At 65.5% G+C, this 19,175-nt stretch carries 20 protein-coding genes and 1 pseudogene; 4 read left to right on the top strand and 17 right to left on the bottom strand.

Features of this window, described 5'->3' with window-relative positions:
- Positions 1-145 precede the first annotated feature (145 nt).
- Together ACX4ZE_RS02290 and ACX4ZE_RS02285 are read right to left on the bottom strand one after the other, a co-directional pair.
- A complete protein-coding gene (locus ACX4ZE_RS02290; RefSeq protein WP_480271552.1) occupies positions 146-952 on the bottom strand; it encodes a TIGR02234 family membrane protein in 807 nt (268 codons plus the stop codon).
- Positions 949-2,505, bottom strand: coding sequence for an anthranilate synthase component I (locus tag ACX4ZE_RS02285; RefSeq protein ID WP_480271551.1), 1,557 nt, complete (start codon positions 2,503-2,505; stop codon positions 949-951). Before ACX4ZE_RS02285 ends, ACX4ZE_RS02290 begins: the two co-directional genes overlap by 4 nt.
- 149 nt (positions 2,506-2,654) lie before the next feature.
- On the opposite strand from ACX4ZE_RS02285, the gene ACX4ZE_RS02280 reads away from it, so the two are divergent.
- From ACX4ZE_RS02280 to ACX4ZE_RS02270, 3 genes are all read left to right on the top strand, one after another.
- Entirely contained in the window at positions 2,655-3,110 is a 456-nt protein-coding gene (locus tag ACX4ZE_RS02280; RefSeq protein WP_480271550.1) for a peroxiredoxin, read from the top strand.
- 88 nt (positions 3,111-3,198) lie between these two features.
- Positions 3,199-3,759 (top strand): permease, encoded by a 561-nt coding sequence (locus ACX4ZE_RS02275; RefSeq protein ID WP_480271549.1) that lies wholly within the window; start codon positions 3,199-3,201, stop codon positions 3,757-3,759.
- Between the two features lie 118 nt (positions 3,760-3,877).
- Positions 3,878-4,390 carry a MarR family winged helix-turn-helix transcriptional regulator gene (locus ACX4ZE_RS02270; protein ID WP_480271548.1) on the top strand — a complete coding sequence of 171 codons (513 nt, stop codon included), beginning with the start codon at positions 3,878-3,880 and terminating at the stop codon, positions 4,388-4,390.
- A 9-nt stretch (positions 4,391-4,399) separates the two neighbouring features.
- Here the strand turns inward: ACX4ZE_RS02270 and hisI are convergent, their stop codons facing one another.
- The 12 genes and pseudogenes from hisI to nadA all read right to left on the bottom strand — a co-directional run bounded on the left by hisI (position 4,400) and on the right by nadA (position 16,673).
- Complete coding sequence (gene hisI, locus ACX4ZE_RS02265) at positions 4,400-4,747, bottom strand: phosphoribosyl-AMP cyclohydrolase (protein WP_480271547.1); 348 nt, start codon at positions 4,745-4,747, stop codon at positions 4,400-4,402.
- Positions 4,748-4,792: 45 nt separating this feature from the next.
- Positions 4,793-5,566, bottom strand: a complete 774-nt coding sequence (gene hisF, locus ACX4ZE_RS02260; protein WP_480271546.1) for an imidazole glycerol phosphate synthase subunit HisF — start codon at positions 5,564-5,566, stop codon at positions 4,793-4,795.
- Between the two features lie 4 nt (positions 5,567-5,570).
- Positions 5,571-6,386, bottom strand: a complete 816-nt coding sequence (locus ACX4ZE_RS02255; protein ID WP_480271545.1) for an inositol monophosphatase family protein — start codon at positions 6,384-6,386, stop codon at positions 5,571-5,573.
- The gene (priA, locus tag ACX4ZE_RS02250) at positions 6,383-7,114 is read right to left on the bottom strand and encodes a bifunctional 1-(5-phosphoribosyl)-5-((5-phosphoribosylamino)methylideneamino)imidazole-4-carboxamide isomerase/phosphoribosylanthranilate isomerase PriA (RefSeq protein ID WP_480271544.1); all 732 of its coding nucleotides are present in this window, start codon (positions 7,112-7,114) and stop codon (positions 6,383-6,385) included. The genes ACX4ZE_RS02255 and priA overlap by 4 nt, the downstream gene beginning before the upstream one ends.
- A 157-nt stretch (positions 7,115-7,271) precedes the next feature.
- Positions 7,272-7,907: an imidazole glycerol phosphate synthase subunit HisH gene (gene hisH, locus ACX4ZE_RS02245; RefSeq protein WP_480271543.1), complete on the bottom strand. Its 636-nt coding sequence runs from the start codon at positions 7,905-7,907 to the stop codon at positions 7,272-7,274.
- Entirely contained in the window at positions 7,904-8,518 is a 615-nt protein-coding gene (gene hisB, locus ACX4ZE_RS02240) for an imidazoleglycerol-phosphate dehydratase HisB (protein WP_480271542.1), read from the bottom strand. The genes hisH and hisB overlap by 4 nt, the downstream gene beginning before the upstream one ends.
- Positions 8,519-8,563: 45 nt before the next feature.
- Entirely contained in the window at positions 8,564-9,697 is a 1,134-nt protein-coding gene (locus ACX4ZE_RS02235) for a histidinol-phosphate transaminase (protein ID WP_480271541.1), read from the bottom strand.
- Positions 9,694-11,031 (bottom strand): histidinol dehydrogenase, encoded by a 1,338-nt coding sequence (hisD, locus tag ACX4ZE_RS02230; protein ID WP_480271540.1) that lies wholly within the window; start codon positions 11,029-11,031, stop codon positions 9,694-9,696. The genes ACX4ZE_RS02235 and hisD overlap by 4 nt, the downstream gene beginning before the upstream one ends.
- Before the next feature lie 179 nt (positions 11,032-11,210).
- Positions 11,211-12,833 (bottom strand): serine/threonine-protein kinase, encoded by a 1,623-nt coding sequence (locus tag ACX4ZE_RS02225; RefSeq protein ID WP_480271539.1) that lies wholly within the window; start codon positions 12,831-12,833, stop codon positions 11,211-11,213.
- A 276-nt stretch (positions 12,834-13,109) separates the two neighbouring features.
- Positions 13,110-13,967, bottom strand: a pseudogene (gene nadC, locus ACX4ZE_RS02220) (carboxylating nicotinate-nucleotide diphosphorylase); the annotation flags it as partial.
- Positions 13,968-14,044: 77 nt separating this feature from the next.
- On the bottom strand, positions 14,045-15,613 hold the full coding sequence (locus ACX4ZE_RS02215; protein ID WP_480271538.1) for an L-aspartate oxidase: 1,569 nt from the start codon (positions 15,611-15,613) through the stop codon (positions 14,045-14,047).
- Between the two features lie 16 nt (positions 15,614-15,629).
- Complete coding sequence (gene nadA, locus ACX4ZE_RS02210) at positions 15,630-16,673, bottom strand: quinolinate synthase NadA (protein WP_480271537.1); 1,044 nt, start codon at positions 16,671-16,673, stop codon at positions 15,630-15,632.
- Positions 16,674-16,752: 79 nt separating this feature from the next.
- Here nadA and ACX4ZE_RS02205 point away from each other — a divergent pair, with 79 nt between their 5' ends.
- Complete coding sequence (locus ACX4ZE_RS02205) at positions 16,753-17,487, top strand: NUDIX hydrolase (RefSeq protein ID WP_480271536.1); 735 nt, start codon at positions 16,753-16,755, stop codon at positions 17,485-17,487.
- A 120-nt stretch (positions 17,488-17,607) separates the two neighbouring features.
- Here the strand turns inward: ACX4ZE_RS02205 and ACX4ZE_RS02200 are convergent, their stop codons facing one another.
- The 3 genes from ACX4ZE_RS02200 to bsaP all read right to left on the bottom strand — a co-directional run bounded on the left by ACX4ZE_RS02200 (position 17,608) and on the right by bsaP (position 19,172).
- A complete protein-coding gene (locus ACX4ZE_RS02200; RefSeq protein ID WP_480271535.1) occupies positions 17,608-18,108 on the bottom strand; it encodes a hypothetical protein in 501 nt (166 codons plus the stop codon).
- A gap of 186 nt (positions 18,109-18,294) precedes the next feature.
- The gene (locus ACX4ZE_RS02195; RefSeq protein ID WP_480271534.1) at positions 18,295-18,963 is read right to left on the bottom strand and encodes a DUF2567 domain-containing protein; all 669 of its coding nucleotides are present in this window, start codon (positions 18,961-18,963) and stop codon (positions 18,295-18,297) included.
- Complete coding sequence (bsaP, locus tag ACX4ZE_RS02190; RefSeq protein WP_480271657.1) at positions 18,963-19,172, bottom strand: biotin synthase auxiliary protein BsaP; 210 nt, start codon at positions 19,170-19,172, stop codon at positions 18,963-18,965. The genes ACX4ZE_RS02195 and bsaP overlap by 1 nt, the downstream gene beginning before the upstream one ends.
- Between the last annotated feature and the right edge of the window lie 3 nt (positions 19,173-19,175).

Raw genomic sequence — 19,175 nt, 5'->3', positions numbered from 1 at the left:
TGAGAATCCCCCCAGGTGCTGTCTCACCGATGCTGACAAAGAATAAATGGACCTACCGGGCGCGTTCGCGCCGGGTCTCGAGTTGGACCATGTGGACGGGCTCAGCGCAAGGTGGGAACCACCACAATCGTCACGTGAGAACTGTTCAGCGTTCACGTCGACCCACCTCACCCGCGGCTGGATCATCCGGACCATCTGGCTGCACCGGCCCGCGCACGGGCTTTTCGGTCGGATCGGTGCCCGCGTCCAACGCATCCCACAGCACCCGTTCGGACAGCTGGGGAACTGCTCCGCTTCGGTCGGACTGCGCGTGTCGCTGGGTGACCTGCGCCGTGGCCGCCGCACGCCGGAAGACCGGGTTGTCGTACTTGCCGGACAGCCGCGCTGTTTCCGAAGACATCCGCGCCAGCAAGACGCCAGCCCCCAATGCCGCGATCGCGCCCACTAATGCGACAGTGGCGGGGAACGTCGCCGTAGTCACCGCAGCCACCTGCGCACGAGCCGGGAGTTCGGCGATCCGCGCGGCCCGTTCGGCGATTGCGCCGGAATTGGTCAACAACGCGAACGCCGGCACAGCGGCAACCGCGGCGACCAGGGCGATCAACACTCCGACCACACGGCGTGGCCAGCCCCTGGTGGCCAGTACAGCAGTGATCGAGGCGAGCAACACCAGCGCTAGCGGCGTCAACGCACCGAACCAGACCCCGCCGACCAACCGGTCGGAGCGCGGCTGAGTGAGACCATCGGAGGAGTCGACTGTCACCCAGGTCATCCGGGATGATGCCCAGAGCGCGGCGGCGGCGATGGCGAGCAAGGTAATGGGCCCCACCGGATACGCGCGGCGGGATTCGCCGCCGGGCTCGCCCACAACCTTGGGAACCGGTAACTCGTCGGCGGCCGGGACGGGTTCGCTGGACCGCCCCGGCTCTCCTTCCGGACCGGGCACTGTCATAGCGTTCTGCCATCCGGCACACCTGGTTGCGTACCGTAAGCCCGGACCGTCCCGGCAGCCGCTACCGCTTTCAATACCGCCATCGCCTTGTTGCGCGATTCCAGCTCCTCGTACCCCGGCTCGGAGTCCGCGACGACACCAGCGCCTGCCTGCACGTAGGCCGTGTCTTCCTTCAACAACGCGGTACGGATAGCGATCGCGGTATCGGCGTCACCGGCGAAGTCCAAATAGCCGACCACGCCTCCGTAGATGCCGCGCCGGGTCGGCTCCAGTTCTTCGATCAGCTCCATCGCCCGCACCTTGGGGGCGCCGGACAAAGTGCCCGCCGGGAAGCAGGCTCGCACCGCGTCCAGCGCGATCCGGCCGGGCGCCAATCGCCCCGACACCGTCGATACCAGGTGCATGACATGGCTGTAGCGCTCGATGTGCCGATAGTCGGTGACCCGCACCGTACCCGGCTCGCACACTCGGCCCAAATCGTTGCGGCCGAGGTCGACGAGCATGAGATGCTCTGCGTTCTCCTTCTCGTCGGCGAGCAGACCCTTCTCCAATAGCAGATCCTCTTCCTCGGTGCTACCGCGCCAACGGGTGCCCGCGATCGGGTGAGTCGTCGCCACACCGTCTTGCACAGTAACCAGTGCTTCCGGACTGGAACCGACAATGGAGAACGCGGTCCCGCCATCCTGGTCCGGGATGTGCAACAGATACATATACGGACTCGGGTTCGATGCGCGCAGCATCCGGTACACCTCCAGCGGCGCGCCCGCATAGTCCATCTCGAACCGCTGCGACAGCACTACCTGGAATGCCTCACCTGCCTCGATCTCCTTGACCAGACGACGGACTCCGGCACTGAATTCTTCAGCGGTGCTTCTACGCCGATAGTGCGGCTCGGGTCGGTCGAACACCGACACGGTGGAATCGGCGGACGCGCCGAGCGCGGCAGTCATCCGGTCCAGCCGGGCTACCGCGTCATCGTAGGCTTCGTCGACCCGCTCGGTGGTGCCGTTCCAATTGACCGCGTTCGCGATCAGCGTGATCGCGCCCTCGTGATGGTCGAACGCAGCCAGATCGGTGGCCAGCAACAGCACCATCTCCGGCAATTCCAGATCGTCCAGTGTCAGGTTCGGCAGTCGCTCCATCCTGCGCACCGCGTCATAGCCGAGGTATCCGACCATGCCTCCGGTCAGTGGAGGCAACCCAGGCAGACGTTCGGTACGCAGCAGCTCCAAGGTCTCGTGCAGTGCGCGCAGTGGATCACCGCCAGAGGGCGCGTCGGCCGGGATATGGCCCAACCATGCCGCCTCGCCGTCGATGACGGTCAGCGCCGAGGGGCTGCCCGTGCCGATGAACGACCACCGTGACCACGAGCGCCCGTTCTCCGCGGATTCGAACAGGAAGGTGCCTGCCCGATCACCCGCTAGCTTACGATAGGCCGACAGCGGAGTTTCGGAGTCCGCCAGTACCTTCCGGATTACCGGGACCACCCGATGCTCCGCAGCGAGCTGATGGAACTGTTCGCGGGTTGTGGTGGGAGTGGACGCGCCTGCCATGAACACATCATCCCAGGTCGGGTCGGCAGACCGGTGAGTGGTGCCACTGACCGCGCCGCGCGGGCGAGAAACCTGCCGCCGAGGGCCGCGAGCGTATGGAGCCGGACCGGATACCTGCCGCAGCCGTACGCCCGGTAAGTTACTCAGGTATGCAACCAGGACAGCTCGCTCCGCAATTCGAGCTTCCCGATCAGTCCGGTACCCTTCGCTCGCTGAGTGCCTTGCTGACCGAAGGCCCCTTGGTCCTCTTCTTCTATCCTGCGGCCAACACCCCGATATGCACGGCCGAAGCCTGTCACTTCCGCGACTTGGCCACCGAGTTCGCCACTGTCGGCGCTACCTGTGCCGGTATCAGCGCCGATGACGTGCGAACCCAGGCCGGGTTCGCGGAAAACCAACGCCTCGGTTATCCGTTGCTCTGCGATACCGACGGAGCCGTCGCTGCCCAGTTCGGCGTGAAACGCGGCCTACTGGGCGCACTGGCGCCGGTGAAACGCAAGACCTTCGTCATCGACACCGACCGCACCATCCGCAAAGTCATCACCGGCGAGCTGCGCGCCACGATTCATGCCGACGAGGCACTGAAGTATCTGCGCGCCGAATGAACCAGCAGCGTCCACGCGCCGAATGAACCAGCGACGCGCCGGACCGACACGGCGGGTACACGCCCGGACTGCGGCTTAGGCTGGATTGATGACTTCGACCGGGGTTCCGCCGGACGCGCGCTCCAACAAAGCTACTGTCTGGCGCGCCCGGATCATCGGCGCTGCCGCGGTCCTCACTGTCCTTGTCATCAGTTACTTCGTCCTGTCCGCGTTCATCCCACGCTGGTGGGCGCAGCGGATCGGAGCAATGGTGAGCGGAAGCTTCACCAAGGGCATCGCCTGGGGACTGTGCTATGGCGGATTGTGCACCGCTGCAGCCCTTTCACTCCTGTTGTTCGCCATACTGATCTGGCGCCGCACCGCAGGCCGGTTTCTGGCGGGGGCCGCTGTAGTCATCGCGATCCTTTTCACGATCCCCAATCTGATGACTCTGACCATCATGCTCGGCACCAGCGGTGCCGCTCACGCGGGCGAACGGATCCTGGATGTCGACGCGCCCGCATTCCGCGGCGCCACTCTGGCCGGCGCGATCCTGGCGCTGCTGCTGTTTCTCGCCGCAGTCGGCCTGTTGCTACTGCGCAAGTGGCGCCGCGCGCATCCACGTACTACGCGAGCGCAGGAACCTGCACATAACACCAAACACCCTTGAAATATGTGAGCGAAATCACGTCATTGGCCATCTCTATGACGGACGAGTGAAGTCGTGGCAAACTCATTGACACGGGCACCCGTACCGGAAATACGTCACGTGGCTTGAAAGAAGGCGCATGGTGACGAAGTGGCTCGATCCTGTCGAACAGCGAGCATGGCGCGCGATAGTGGCGCTGCTGACTCGCCTGCCTGGCGCTTTGGATACCGAACTGCAGCGCGAATCCGAAATGACACATTTCGAGTACTGGGTGCTGACGCTGTTGTCGGAAGAACCTGGTCACCGGCTGCAAATGAACGAGCTCGCCCAAAAGGCAAGTGCATCGCTATCGCGACTTTCTCATGTGATGTCCAAGCTGGAGCGCGTGGGCTGGGCTCAGCGATCGACGACCGCAGGCCGGCGCGGCGTCCATGCCGTGCTCACCGAAGACGGCTACCTGAGGATCACCGAGGCCACGCCGCGCTATCTGGCTGCGGTACGGCACCTGATCTTCGATGGATTGGATACCGGACAGAAGGCTCAGCTCGCCGAGCTGAGCGAACTGCTGGCCACCCACCTCACCGACGCACTCGACCAAGTCGGCGGGCTCAGCGCGGCAGCCAGAGACCACCAGCGCCCCTCCGACACCTGACCGGCGCACTCAGGCCGGAGCGGCCAGCAGCACATCCGAATCGAAGCAGGTGTACGTGCCGGTGTGGCAAGCCGCGCCTTCCTGGTCGACGACGAGCAGAATAGTATCGCCGTCGCAATCGAGCCGCACTTCATGAACGTACTGAGTGTGGCCGGAGGTCTCCCCCTTAACCCAGTACTGCTGCCGGGAACGCGAATAATACGTCGCCTTGCGGGTTTCCAACGTCCGAGCCAGCGCCTCATCGTCCATCCACGCGACCATCAGCACGGCACCGGTGGTCTTTTCCTGCGCGACAGCCGACACCAATCCGGCGTCGTTGTGCTTGAGACGGGCGGCGATAGCGGGATCGAGGCTCATACGCACCGTTATAACAGGGTGGGGTATCGCCCTGCGGACCCGACGCTAGCGGACAACGATTTTCTCCGCTCGCATCGCCTCCTTGACCTGGCCGATGGTCAGTTCGCCGAAATGGAACACACTGGCCGCCAACACCGCGTCGGCACCCGCGTGTACAGCCGGGGCAAAGTGCCCGACCGCTCCGGCACCTCCGCTGGCGATCACCGGAACCGTGACAACGGCCCGGACGGAACGAATCATCGGCAGGTCGAAGCCCGCCTTGGTGCCATCAGCGTCCATCGAGTTGAGCAGGATTTCACCGACGCCGAGTTCAGCGCCGCGCACCGCCCATTCCACGGCATCAATGCCAGTTCCCCGTTTACCACCGTGAGTAGTCACTTCCCAGCCGGACGGGGTGTCCGGCTGGCCGTCCGGCACTGTCCGCGCATCCACCGAGAGCACGATGCATTGCGACCCGAATCTCTCGGACATCTCACGCAGCACCTCGGGCCGGGCGATCGCCGCGGTGTTCACCGAGACCTTGTCGGCCCCCGCGCGCAGTAGCCGATCAACATCCTCGACAGTACGTACCCCGCCACCAACGGTGAGTGGGATGAAGATCTGCTCGGCGGTGCGCGTCACCACATCGATCATCGTGCCGCGGTCGCCGGTGGAGGCGGTCACATCGAGGAAGGTCAGCTCGTCGGCACCCTGCGCGTCATACAGGGCGGCCAGCTCGACCGGGTCGCCCGCGTCCCGCAGATTCTCGAAGTTGACGCCCTTGACCACCCGGCCCGCATCGACGTCCAGGCACGGAATCACACGTACTGCCAACGTCATTGCCTCACCCTCTCTCCGCCGCCTCCAGATCGGCGACCGTGCAGATCATGTCGCGTAGTTCTTCGTGCACACCCGGCGCGGCAGCCAATACCGATCCGGACGTAATGGTCCACGGCAGGCCGGCCAGGTCGGTGATCACCCCGCCTGCCGCCCGCACCAACGCGACGCCCGCCGCATTGTCCCAGGGATGATGCCCGAAGACGATCGCGCCACCGAGCACGCCGGAAGCTGTGAAGGCCAGATCTATGCCCGTGGACCCGTGCATCCGTACCCGCGAAGACAATCTGCTCAACGGGCCGAGTAGATCGAAGCGGAACTGTCCTGGTATGCGGCCACGCGAGTCCACGTTGAACGCTCCGAACCCGATCATCGACTCGGATAACGTGCCGCGGGGCAAAGGCGGAAGCGCGCGACCGTTCAGCAGGACCGGGCCGCCTGCTATCGCAGTGTAGCGGCGGTCGAGCAACGGTAGCCAGGTCAGGCCGAGCACCGGCTCACCGTCACATACCAGTGCGAGCAGCATTCCCGACAGCGGGTGCCCAGCCGAGTAATTGAACGTGCCGTCGATCGGATCGAGTACCCATGCGGTGCCCGAATTGAGCCGCGGGCCACCGAATTCCTCCCCATGCACCTCGATTCCGGTGCGCTGCCACAGTTCAGCGGAGATCGTGCGTTCCAATTCCAGATCGAGCTCGGTGGCGAAATCGGCCCGACCTTTGGCCACCGCGCTCGGCGCGCCGACCCCCTCGACGAATCGCACGTGCGCCGAATCCAGAACCTCGCTCGCCACCGCGAGCAGTGCCGACAGTTCCTTGGTCATCTCACCGCGGCCAGCGCCTCGGGCAACGTGAAGCGGCCCGCGTACAACGCCTTGCCCACAATCGCTCCCTCGACACCGTCCGGCACCAACTCGGCGATCGCGATCAGGTCCCCGAGAGTGGAAACGCCTCCGGAAGCGATGACCGGCGCATCGGTGGCCGCGCAAACTTCGCGCAACAGGTCCAGGTTGGGGCCGGTGAGCGTGCCGTCCTTGGTCACGTCGGTCACTACATAGCGTGAGCAACCATCGCGTTCCAAACGTTCGAGTACCTCCCACAGATCGCCACCGTCACTGACCCAGCCACGACCGCGCAAGCGATGCTCGCCGTCGATGACGCGCACGTCCAAGCCCACCGCGATGCGCTCACCGTGGCGTGCGATGGCTCGAGCACACCAGGCCGGATCCTCCAATGCCGCGGTGCCCAGGTTCACCCGGGCGCAGCCGGTGGCCAACGCCGCCGCCAAGCTCTCATCGTCGCGGATGCCTCCGGACAGCTCCACCTTGACATCGAGCTCGCCGACTACCTGGGCGAGCAGCTCCCGGTTCGAGCCGCGCCCGAAAGCAGCGTCCAAGTCGACCAAATGCACCCACTCCGCACCGGCTTCCTGCCAAGCCGACGCCGCCTCTCGCGGTGAACCGTAGCTGGTTTCGCTACCAGCCTCCCCTTGCACGAGGCGCACGGCCTCCCCATTGGCGACATCGACGGCAGGCAGCAGTACAAGACTCACGAGAGCAGCCTAGTGGCTACCGAGCCGTGTCCCAGCCTCGGGCCGGAACGGAGGCGATCTCGATCACCCGCAGCTCAGACGGAGTGCGCGTGGCATCTCCTTGTGCTGAATCGAGGAATTGGCCCACGTGTGCCCCACGGGCGCGGGACCACCTGCTCTACAGCGAGTTCACCCAGTTGCGCAGCAGGTGCGCGCCCGCGTCGCCGGACTTCTCCGGATGGAACTGGGTCGCCGACAACGCACCGTTCTCCACCGCCGCCAAAAACAATGCCCCGTGCTCAGACCAGGTCAACCTGGGCGAGGCGAAATGTTCACTGGGCGGCAGATCCCACGTCTGCGCGGCGTAGGAATGCACGAAATAGAAACGTGTATCGGCGTCGAGGCCGGCGAACAGAACGCTGTCGGCCGGAGCGGACACGGTGTTCCAGCCCATGTGCGGTAGCACCGGCGCGGACAAGCGTTCGACGGTACCCGGCCATTCGGCGCACCCATCAGTTTCCACACCGAATTCGACGCCACGCTCGAAGAGAATCTGCATGCCGACACAAATGCCGAGCACTTGGCGCCCGCCGGCCAGCCGCTGACCGATCAAGCGCTCGCCCCGCACCGCGCGCAATCCCGCCATGCACGCGGCGAAAGCTCCGACCCCTGGCACGACCAGACCGTCGGCAGCCAACACGGCTTGCGGGTCGGCGGTCACCTCGACCCGGGCACCCGCTCTCGTCAGCGCCCGCTCTGCCGAGTGCAAGTTGCCCGAGCCGTAGTCGAGCAGCGCGACGGATTTCGTGCTCACAAGGTTCCCTTCGTCGACGGAACTCCGCTCACCCGCGGGTCGAGTTCCACCGCAGCGCGCAGAGCCCGCGCCACCGCTTTGAATTCGGCTTCGGTGATATGATGCTGATCACGGCCGTAAAGCACCCGCACATGCAGGGCAATCCGCGCATTCAACGCGATCGACTCGAATACGTGCCGATTCAGCACGGTGGAATACGGCGCACCAGGCCCCGAACCGGGAATCACCGCGTGCAGCAAATGCTCCGGTTCGCCGGTGTGCACGCAATAGGGGCGACCGGACAGATCGATCGCGGCATGCGCCAGCGTCTCGTCCATCGGTATGTAGGCGTCGCCGAACCGTCGGATGCCCGCTTTGCCGCCCAGCGCCTTACCCAGCGCTTGGCCGAGCACGATCGCGGTATCCTCCACCGTATGGTGCGCCTCGATCTCGATATCGCCCTCAGCGCGAATAGTCAGGTCGAAACCGGCATGCGCGCCGAGCGCGGTCAACATGTGGTCGTAGAAGGGAACCCCGGTGGCGATCTCGGTCTTGCCGGTGCCGTCCAGGTCCAATTCGACGACAATGCTGGATTCCTTGGTGACCCGCTCCACCCTGGCGGCCCTACTCATGCTCACATCCAATCGAGTTGTCGCCGAGAGTCTCTCGGCGCGGGTTCATCGCGGTACGAGGTCGGTGCCCGCCAGCGCGGCACTGACCTTCAGCAGTTCGTCGTTCTCCGCGACGAGGCCGATGGTGGTACGCAAGTAGCCGGGGATACCTACATCGCGGATCAGCACGCCACGGTCCAGATAGCGCTGCCAGGTGCGTGCGGCATCAGTGAAGCGGCCGAACAACAAGAAGTTGGCGTCGCTGGGAACCACGTCGAAACCCATCTCCCGCAATGCCGCCGCTACCCGATCGCGCTGCGCCGCCAATTCGGCGACGCTACCAAGGGTTTCCTCGGCGTGCCGCAGCGCCGCGCGTGCCGCGGCCTGAGTAACCACCGACAAATGGTAGGGCAGCCGTACCAGCAGTAGCGCATCGATCACCGCGGGCGCGGCGACCAGATAGCCGAGACGCCCACCGGCGAAGGCGAAGGCCTTGCTCATGGTTCTGGTCACCACGAGCTTGGTCGGGAACCGGTCGATCAGTCCGATGGCGCTCGGCTGCGCGGAGAACTCGCCGTAAGCCTCGTCGACCACCACGATGCCGGGCGCTGCCGCGAGAATACGCGCCAGGTCCTGTGGCGGAATGCTGTGACCGGTGGGATTGTTCGGGCTGGTCACGAAGACCACATCAGGAGCGCGTTCGGCGATAGCGGCCAGAGCGTAGTCGATATCGAGGGAGAAGTCGGCGCTGCGCTCGGCTTCGATCCACTCGGTGTCGATGCCCTCAGCGATGATCGGGTGCATCGAATACGAGGGCACGAAACCGAGTGCGCTGCGACCGGGCCCACCGAACGCCTGCAAGAGCTGCTGCAGGATCTCATTGGAGCCGTTAGCCGCCCAGACATTGCCGGTGTCCACTGCAATACCGGTCTGCACGGACAGGTATCGCGCCAGATCGGTACGCAGCGCGACCGCGTCGCGGTCCGGGTAGCGGTGCAGATCCGCGGCCACCGCGCGCACGGTTTCGGCGACATCGTCGATCAACGCCCGGCTCGGCGGATGCGGGTTCTCATTCGTATTCAACTGGACAGGCACCGTCAGTTGTGGTGCACCGTAAGGCTTTTTGCCGCGCAGATCGGCCCGCAGCGGCAGCTCGTCCAGAGTCACCCGCGCACCGGGCACTCGCACTGCAGCCGTCACAACAGCGCCTCGAAGCGCACCTGCACGGCCTGGCCGTGCGCGGGCAGGTCCTCGGCATTCGCCAGCGCTACCACGTGACCGGCGACGTCTTTCAGTGCTGCCTCGGTGTACTCCACGACGTGGATTCCGCGCAGAAAGGTTTGCACACTCAGACCCGAAGAATGCCGTGCACAACCCGCGGTCGGCAGAACGTGATTGGAACCCGCGCAATAATCGCCGAGGCTGACCGGCGCGTACGCGCCGACGAATACCGCGCCCGCACTGCGCACCTTGGCCGCGATCGCGGACGCGTCGACGGTCTGGATCTCCAAATGCTCAGCGGCATAAGCGTTCACCACGCGCAAGCCCTGGTCGATATCGTCGACCAGGACCGTGCCGGACTGCGTGCCGCGCAGCGCTTCGCGCACCCGGTGGGCGTGCTTGACCACGTCCAGTTGCGCGGTCAGCGCTACGTCCACCGCGTCGGCCAGCTGTTCGCTGTCGGTGACCAGCACGCTGGCGGCCAACACATCGTGCTCGGCCTGGCTGATCAGGTCGGCGGCGACGTGCGCAGGATCCGCGGTCGCGTCGGCGAGGATCGCGATCTCGGTGGGGCCCGCCTCGGCATCGATGCCGACCAGGCCGCGGCACAATCGTTTGGCCGCGGTGACATAGATGTTGCCGGGCCCGGTGATCAGATCGACCGGTTCCAGCGACGCACCATCGGTGTCCACACCACCGTAGGACAGCAGTGCGATGCCCTGTGCGCCGCCGACTGCCCACACTTCATCGACGCCGAGTAGCTGCGCGGCGGCGAGAATGGTGGGGTGCGGCAACCCGCCGAACCGCGCCTGCGGCGGCGAGGCCACCACCAACGAGCCGACTCCCGCGGTCTGCGCGGGTACCACATTCATCACGACACTGGACGGGTAGACGGCATTGCCGCCCGGCACATACAGACCGACCCGGTCGACCGGCACCCAGCGCTCGGTCACGGTACCGCCGGAAACCACCTCGGTGGTCTTGTCGACGCGACGCTGATCGGCATGCACGGTGCGGGCCCTGGCGATGGCCTCTTCCAGGGCCGCGCGCACCGACGGATCCAGTGTGTCCAATGCGGCTTCCAGCTCGGTGGCGGGTACCCGCACCGCCGCCGGGATCACCCCGTCGAACCGCTCGCTGTACTCCAGGACCGCCGACACGCCGTGATCGCGGATTGCCTCGACTACCGGCCGCACGTGATGCAACGCCGAGTCCACGTCGACTCCCCCACGCGGCAGCGCGGCACACAGCTCGGTGCGAGAAGGAGTACGACCGCGCAGATCGACGCGGGCGAGCTCGATGCGGGTTGTCATGTGGTGTCGGTCCTTGTCTCCAGCGGATTCCGCAATGGGAAAGTTGGCGCTACCAGACTAATGGGCCGACGCCGATTGCTATCGACGCGGTACGCGCAGCCCGATCGCCGCCGAAGGGATTTTCCGGTTCGCCCCGTCGATACGCTGCTCAGCGCACTGCACGGGTGCGGATGTCGCGGTCAACGGGTATCGCTGTCGATAAGCGGAGGACCGCTACCGGGGTTGATCAGCCGAAGTGTCACCGACCTGCTCCGGCCACCATAAGTCACACTGGCGACCCTGATGTCCACCGAACCGTCCGGATTGGCGCCGACACCATTGCCCGCCACATCAACGGTCTTGAAGGCAGTGACCCGATTCTGTGTCCAGTACTCCTGGAAAGCCTGTTGACTGCCGTAGACCTGCTGGGCAGCCGGGGTCAGCTGCTGCCATGCGGCGGCGAGCCGCAAGTAAGTGAGATTGTTGTAGAAGGCCACCACACGGTCAATGGATTGCCGTACATCCGCCGCGCCGACACTCGGTGTCTGCCCCACCGCGGGAACAGCGACTGTTGTGCTACTTCCGCTCGGCTCCGATGTAGTCACAGAAGATGAGCTACTCTGCGAACTGGGTGGCGACGATCCTCCGGAACTCAGTGCGATGGCCCCGGCGACCACTGCTACGATGCCGCTGCCCGCCACGCCGATCAGCACGGCGCGCCGTCTGCCGCCCGTACTACCCGACTGCTGCGCTGGTTCCGGGCGTGGTTGGGCCATGGTGCGCGGATGCGCGGCGGCAGCAGAAGCGGCCGACACCGGGTGCGGCTGCCGCTCGATCGGTGTGTGGGGCGCGGGCGCCGCGACAGGGGGGCGCAGTGCGCGGGTCGCCGATTCGGCTCCCCGCGTGTCCTGCCGGGCGAAGGTCTCACTGGCCGGGACGAAGCCCGCGGCGACAGGAGCGGTACCCGCGTCGGCGAACGCGGCGAGCTGATCATGCGCCATACGCATGCTCGGCCGCTCCGCCGGATCTGGACTGAGCAGGGCGAGTAGGAAATCCGTCGCAGGACCAGCGTTGCGTGGCTCGCTCAGCTGACCATTGGCAGCGGCGTAGAGCACCGCGAGCGGATTGGCCCCGCCGCCATAGGGTGGCTCGCCTTCCAGCGCGTGAAACAGCATGGCGCCCAGAGCGAACACATCCGACGCAGGCGAGGGATCGGCACCGCGAGCGATCTCCGGCGCGAGATAAGCTGCCGTACCACAGATCAGCCCGGTCTCGGTGAGCGTGACATCGCCGGTCGCGCGGGAGATACCGAAGTCGGTGATCTTTACCGTACCGTGATCATCGAGTAGGACATTGCCCGGTTTCACGTCGCGATGGACGATGCCGGCCTGGTGCGCGGCGATCAGCGCCGAGGCGACCTGCTCACCGATCCGCGCGACCCGGGTCAGCGGCAAGGTGCCCTGTGCCGCGATCACCGCGGCGAGGCTCTTGGACTTCAAATACTCCATCACCAGGCAGGGGTCACCCTCATGCTCGGTGATGTCGAACACAACGATCGCATTCGGATGCTGGAAACGGGCGGCGTTACGCGCTTCCCGGATCGCACGTTGGCGCACCATAGCGCGCTCGGACTCGGGCAGGCTCGGCTGGATATGGATCTGCTTGACGGCCACAGAGCGCTGCAGGCGCTCGTCGACCGCACGCCAGACCACACCCGTGCCGCCGCTACCAATCCGCTCGACCAGGCGGTAGTGTTCCGCGATCAACTGACCGGTATCGATGGCGCCTACTCCGAACCTTCTCGAAATCGTGATATCCCGCATATTGATTACTCACACGGTCCCGGGATGAGTGTAGCGGGCGTCGGAATGTTCGCACGCCTCAGCCGGACCTTGCTCCAGGCGCGGATCGCCCGAACAGGCCATCCCAGCACACGCAGCCGCGGCCTGCAAAATTCACCATGGCCACCGAGCCGCGCACATCACCGCGGCACTCGCCACATCAGATCGTGCTCCCGCTCACGTCCGACATCCTCACGCCACGCACTCGGCGCCCGGATGTGCGAACAACGTCACACCTGGGTACGTACCTGGCGCGTATAGGTCCAGGCCGAGGTCGAGAGCGCGGACCGAGTGAGTGAGCGCGCCCACGGCGAGATAGTCGACACCAGTGCGGGCATAGTCGGCGGCGGTATCGAGGCTCAGGCCACCGGAGGATTCCAGCTTTGTCCGCGGGGCCACCGCATTGCGGCGCTGCACGGCCATCTGGGTCTGCCAGAGCGGAAAATTGTCCAGCAGAACGAGTTCAACATTCTCGGTGAGCACAGCATCGAGTTGTTCGAGACTGTCGACCTCGACCTCGCAAGTGATGTCGGGGGCCGCGGCCCGGACCGCCCGCAGGGCCTCGGTCACCGACCCCGCGGCGACCACATGATTGTCTTTGATCAGTGCGGCATCACCGAGACCCATCCGATGATTGAGACCACCGCCGACGCGGACCGCGTATTTCTGCGCGGCACGCAGTCCGGGTAGGGTCTTGCGGCTGTCCCTGATCCGACAACGGGTACCCGCGACCGCATCGACCCAGACGGCTGTCGCGGTCGCGATACCGGACAGATGACAGACCAGGTTGAGCATGGTGCGCTCAGCGGTGAGCAGACCACGGGTCGGCGCTACCACAGTGAGCACCGACTGTCCCGGCGCCACCCTGGTCCCGTCTGCGACCCGATCGACGATCTCGTAGTCGCCGGTGCCGATCACCTCGTCGAGCACCAGCAACCCGGCGTCCAGGCCCGCCACCGTCCCGGACTGCCGAGGAACCATCGAGGCCCGCGCCACCGCCTCGGCAGGCACAGTGGCCAACGTGGTGATATCGGGTCCGTAACGCAGGTCCTCTTCCAGTGCCGTGCGGATGGTCCGCAGTACCTCATCGTGATCCAGTCCGGCATGCAGTGTCATCGAAGCGTTCCTCTCTGGCCGAGCAGGACGCGTGAGCGGCTCGCGGCGCTGTTGCATGCCCGGCTCGGCGGCTGAGCTCATGGGGTGAGTGGTGGGTATTCGGGGAGGCCGTCACCGTTCAGGCGGACCGTAATACTGCGACACAACTCGGGCCGGGAGTCCGGATGATCCGACCGAGTATGACAGCCACGGCTTTCGGTGCGGGCGAGGGCGACCAGCAGCAGAACACGCGCAGTGAGGGTGAGTGCGGCATCCGCTGTCTCGCTGACCGGATGGACGCCGCCGCACGGGTCGTGTCGGGAGACGACATCGTCCAGCTGTTTGAGCGCGCCTGTCAGACCAGCGCCGTCGCGGACCACCGAAGCGTGTGTGGTCATCAAGCGCTGCACCACCGCACGTTCGGCGAGCTCGACGTCGCGAACCGGGATCTCGGTCACCTCGGCCGGTGTGCCGTGCCGCTCGACCGCGGCGATCCCGGCCCGCTCACCGACCACCAAACCCTCGAGCAAACTATTGGAGGCCAGCCGATTCGCCCCGTGTAAGCCGGTGCGCGCGACCTCACCCGCGGCGTACAGGCCGGGCACTTCGGTCCTACCATGCGTGTCGGTGACGATCCCGCCACACTGATAATGAGCAGCCGGTGCGACCGGGATCAGCTCTGTGCCCGGATCAATGCCCGCGGCCAGACACGACGCGGTGATCGTCGGAAATCGTTGCGCGAACCCGTCGATCGAGCGCGCGTCGAGATAGACATGCTCGGTGCCCAAAGCGCGCATGCGCGCCGCGATGGCACGCGAGACCACATCGCGCGGCGCGAGATCACCGAGGGGATGCACTCCCTCGGTCAGCGAGTCGCCTTCGGTGTCGAGCAGTGTCGCGCCTTCACCTCGTACTGCTTCGCTGATCAGCGGCCTGCGTCCCATCCCGCCCTTGGTGTACAGGACGGTCGGGTGGAATTGTACGAACTCGAGATCGGCGACGGTCGCGCCTGCCCACAGCCCGAGCGCGATGCCGTCGGCGGTAGCGCCGGGTGGGTTGGTGCTCAACGCGTACAGCTGCCCGAGCCCGCCAGTGGCCAGCAACACCGCAGGCGCGTGGATAACGCCGGTTCCCTGGTCCGACAGCACAACCACACCGCACACGCCCTTCGGTCCGGTGATGATCTGCCCGACCGCGGCGCCGAACAGCACCGGCAGACCGGCCTGGTTCAGAGCCCGCTGTACCTCCGCGCCGGTGGCATCGCCGCCGGCGTGGATGATCCGGCGGGTGCTGTGCCCGCCTTCACGGGTCCGCGAGATCCGGCCGTCGCGACCGAGATCGAACACCGCGCCCACATCGGTCAGCGCGGCCACCGCGGTCCGGCCACCCTCGATGATGGAGCGCGCGGCAGCCACGTCGCACAGCCCGGCACCTGCCGCCACTGTGTCGAGCACATGCGAATCGACCGAATCCCCGTGCGGCGCGACAACAGCAATACCACCCTGCGCGTACTGCGTCGACGTGTCGGTCGGTCCGCCTTTGCTCAGCGTGAGCACCCGCAGGCCACGCAGGGACGCCGCGCGCGAAGCGGTCAGGCCTGCGACACCACCACCGATCACGATCAGGTCGGCTACCGCTTCCCAGCCGGGTAGGACTCCGGTGCTCATCAATGCTCGCCGGAACTCATTCACCACCGCCCGGATTACCGATCGCGATCATCCGCTGCACCGAATTGCGTCCGAGGGCAGCGGTTTCCGGATCGACATGGACCTCGTCGCAGCCCTCGACCAGACAGCGCAGCAGCGCTGCCGGGGTGATCATCTTCATGTACTTGCACGAAGCCCGGTTGTTCACGGCTTGGAAATCGATGCCAGGGGCGGCCTTGCGTAGCTGGTGCAGCATGCCGACCTCGGTGGCCACCAGCACCTGGTTCGACGTCGCCGCCTTGGCCGCGTCGATCATGCCGCCGGTGGACAGGATGTGCACCCGCTCGGCCGGGAACGCACCCGCACCCGCCAGATACAGCGCCGAGGTGGCACAGCCACATTCGGGGTGCACGAACAGCTCCGCATCAGGGTGGGTGCGCGCCTGTTCGGTCAGCTCGTCGCCGTTGATGCCCGCGTGCACATGGCATTCTCCCGCCCAGATGTGCATGTTCGACCGACCTGTCACCCGTTTGACGTGCGCGCCGAGGAACTGGTCCGGCAGGAACAGCACCTCACGGTCCGGATCGATCGAGTTGACCACGTCGACCGCGTTGGACGAGGTGCAGCAGATGTCGGTGAGCGCCTTGACCTCGGCGGTGGTGTTCACATATGAGACGACCACCGCGTCCGGGTGCTCGGCTTTCCACGCACGCAGCTCCTCGGCCGTCATGGAGTCCGCCAGCGAGCATCCGGCACGCTGGTCCGGAATGAGAACGGTCTTCGCCGGGCTGAGAATTTTGGCGGTCTCGGCCATGAAATGCACACCGCAGAACACGATGGTGTCTTCCGGCGCCTCGGCCGCGATACGGGACAGGGCGAGTGAATCGCCGACGTGATCGGCCACGTCCTGTATCGCGGGTAGCTGATAGTTGTGCGCGAGAATGGTTGCGTCGCGCTGCACGGCCAGTCGTTTGATCTCCTGCGCCCATTCTGGTGTCGCTTCGATCCCGGCGAACCCGGAGGGTCCGTCGAACACCTGCCCCATCAGCGGGGGCGCCAGTTTCACACCCGTCATCGCCATGGATGGCTCCCTTCCTTGTGCGAATCGGCTACATCGCCGATTCGCACCAAATCCGGTTTTCGACTTATAATCGAAAACTATGTCCCATAGTAGCACCATGCACGAATCGCTCACTGCGGTGTTCCAGGTTCGCCGCTTTCCGGTCGATATCACCGCAGGTCGAAGCCAGAACAACAGCGCAGTGAGCGCGCGGACCGAACTGGCGGTGCTGTTGTGGGAACGCGCGCTCGACCCCCAGAAAGACACTTGGTCACTACCCGGCGGCCGGTTGCGCGACGACGAGGACCTGGACACCTCCGCACGCCGACAACTGGCCGAGAAGGTCGATGTGCGCGAACTGACCCATCTGGAGCAACTCTCGGTGTTCAGTGCCCCGGACCGGGTACCGAGCCCGCGCCGGATCGCCTCCGCCTACCTCGGCCTGGTACCGCTGACCGCCGACCCGAAGCTACCCGCGGACACCACCTGGCATCCGGTCTCCGCACTGCCGGACATGTCCTTCGATCACGGCACGGTGGTCGACCACGCACGCACCCGCCTGGTTTCGAAACTGTCGTACACCAATATCGCCTTCGCGCTCGCACCTGATCGGTTCACCATGTCGATATTGCGCGAAATATATTGCGCAGCATTGGGTTACGAAGTAGACACCACGAATTTACAGCGAGTACTCACCCGCCGCAAGGTGATCAGCCCCACCGGTGCCACCGCCGCACCAGGGCGTGCGGGCGGCCGCCCCGCCGCGGTCTACCGCTTCACCGATTCCGAACTGCGGGTGACAGACGAATTCGCGGCGCTGCGCCCGCCCACCTGAACCGAACTTCCACAGATGCGATGGGGCGCGGTACACGCGGCCGAAGCTGCTTTGATCCGCATGGCGGCGTACGCCATCTGATCTCGGCGACACCACCGGCCCGGCGTACATCACAAGATCTCATAACGTCTCTACGACCGACCGCTCGACATCGAACCAATCGATCGTGTGTCGAACCCAACCAGGAGGAGGTTGTTGTTGCGCGCCGAACAGAAACAAATGCGTCACCAGACCGCGTAAGGCGATATGAACATCGAGGCGGTCATCGATCATGTGGGTAATTCCCAGTTCCGCACAGTGGATCGCCTTGTCGGCGCGAGCGCGGCAGAAGCGGATGTGGCCGCGAGGAATGCCAGTGCGGTCGAAGAATTCATGGTAGTCCAGCCAGCGCCGGGTTCGTCGCTCGATCTCGGGACCGCATTTCGAGATGATCCAGACATCCTCGAAGCGCGGCACCAACCGGGCCAGCACTTCGAAACTATTATCACTGGGTGGTGTTCGCAGAGCATCGTCGGCGCTGCCGGAGCGGAACGTGGTGTCCTCGGCTCCCGGCTCGAAGCAAGCCCCCTGGATGACCCGGCCGAAATCGACTCCGAGCCGTTGTGGTGAAACCTTTTTCATCGTCCGTGAGCGTAGCCCACGCGACCATGGCGTCACCAGCTGCTTCCAGCGCTGGACGAGGTCCGCTAGCCGCCATCGAGCAGACCATACGACGATGGCCGTACATAACTGGGTTACAGCGCAGGACACGGACACCGCTCGACGCGACCCGATGCCCGTGGCAGCGGTTCGGTCGCCGGGTCAGGGCTATGACCGAAACTCCGGCAGTGAATGTCCTTCGGCGACAGGCCGACAGCCGGACCCGGACAATTCTCCCCCGGCTGCGGTGGCACCGGAGAATGGGAAAGCTCTTCCGACACCACGGAATCCGCCGCTATTGCCGAACGTTCGGCGACCGGTGCCCAGATCCTCCGATGTGCTCAACGCGGCGAGGAACAGCACGACGAAGGACGCGATCAGCGGTTGCACGATCAGCGCGAACAGGCTGCCCACCGCCGCAGGCAGCTCGATGACCTGGCCGACCGGCGGGTTGTGTGAGCGCGGATGCAGCCACTCGGAAACCTGTTCGCCGACCCCACCCATCACCAGCGCCCCCACCCCGGAGCCGATCAGCAGGCCGAGCTGTAGCAGTGGCCCGCGCATCGAGCGCCACCGCCACACCGCTATAGCCGAGAGCACACCGGTCACCGCCCCGACGAGTACGAACAGCGCCAGCGCATCGAACTGATGCAAGCTCTCGCCGGTCAATGGAACACCGCTTTCCGGCCCGACCACCAGCAGTCGCTGGGTCGGCGCCAGCATGGCCCATCCGACACCGCCGATCGCGCTGAACACCAGCACCGCGAGGGCGACCACCGTCGCGGCACGTGCCTCGCGATGAACCCACTCCGGCGGCGACGCCGCTGCCGAAGCCACTAGCGGTGTTCCAGCTGCGCCGAATCGAGCACGCCGTGCCGGGAGCATTCGGCCCACCAGCCGTCCGGGCTCACCTGCACGATCATGCGGCGCCCGCACTCAGCGCAGAACCGTGGCGGCTCCAGGCCCAGCACGGCGGCCTCGGGGATCACGTCGTCGAGCCCCGGCACGATCCGCTTACCGGTGAACGGGTTATAGCGCTCATCCATATC

The organism is Nocardia sp. TBRC8007 (assembly GCF_056629435.1).
The sequence above is the reverse complement of the archived record's forward strand: the minus strand, read 5'-3'. Positions and strand labels throughout refer to the sequence as shown.

Excerpts from the sequence above, each read along its gene's own strand:
- ACX4ZE_RS02290 (WP_480271552.1), bottom strand. The coding sequence starts at position 952 with ATGACAGTGCCCGGTCCGGAAGGAGAGCCGGGGCGGTCCAGCGAACCC.
- ACX4ZE_RS02285 (WP_480271551.1), bottom strand. The coding sequence starts at position 2,505 with ATGGCAGGCGCGTCCACTCCCACCACAACCCGCGAACAGTTCCATCAG.
- ACX4ZE_RS02280 (WP_480271550.1), top strand. The coding sequence starts at position 2,655 with ATGCAACCAGGACAGCTCGCTCCGCAATTCGAGCTTCCCGATCAGTCC.
- ACX4ZE_RS02275 (WP_480271549.1), top strand. The coding sequence starts at position 3,199 with ATGACTTCGACCGGGGTTCCGCCGGACGCGCGCTCCAACAAAGCTACT.
- ACX4ZE_RS02270 (WP_480271548.1), top strand. The coding sequence starts at position 3,878 with ATGGTGACGAAGTGGCTCGATCCTGTCGAACAGCGAGCATGGCGCGCG.
- hisI (WP_480271547.1), bottom strand. The coding sequence starts at position 4,747 with ATGAGCCTCGATCCCGCTATCGCCGCCCGTCTCAAGCACAACGACGCC.
- hisF (WP_480271546.1), bottom strand. The coding sequence starts at position 5,566 with ATGACGTTGGCAGTACGTGTGATTCCGTGCCTGGACGTCGATGCGGGC.
- ACX4ZE_RS02255 (WP_480271545.1), bottom strand. The coding sequence starts at position 6,386 with ATGACCAAGGAACTGTCGGCACTGCTCGCGGTGGCGAGCGAGGTTCTG.
- hisB (WP_480271542.1), bottom strand. The coding sequence starts at position 8,518 with ATGAGTAGGGCCGCCAGGGTGGAGCGGGTCACCAAGGAATCCAGCATT.
- hisD (WP_480271540.1), bottom strand. The coding sequence starts at position 11,031 with ATGACAACCCGCATCGAGCTCGCCCGCGTCGATCTGCGCGGTCGTACT.
- ACX4ZE_RS02225 (WP_480271539.1), bottom strand. The coding sequence starts at position 12,833 with ATGCGGGATATCACGATTTCGAGAAGGTTCGGAGTAGGCGCCATCGAT.
- ACX4ZE_RS02215 (WP_480271538.1), bottom strand. The coding sequence starts at position 15,613 with ATGAGCACCGGAGTCCTACCCGGCTGGGAAGCGGTAGCCGACCTGATC.
- nadA (WP_480271537.1), bottom strand. The coding sequence starts at position 16,673 with ATGGCGATGACGGGTGTGAAACTGGCGCCCCCGCTGATGGGGCAGGTG.
- ACX4ZE_RS02205 (WP_480271536.1), top strand. The coding sequence starts at position 16,753 with ATGTCCCATAGTAGCACCATGCACGAATCGCTCACTGCGGTGTTCCAG.
- ACX4ZE_RS02200 (WP_480271535.1), bottom strand. The coding sequence starts at position 18,108 with ATGAAAAAGGTTTCACCACAACGGCTCGGAGTCGATTTCGGCCGGGTC.
- bsaP (WP_480271657.1), bottom strand. The coding sequence starts at position 19,172 with ATGGATGAGCGCTATAACCCGTTCACCGGTAAGCGGATCGTGCCGGGG.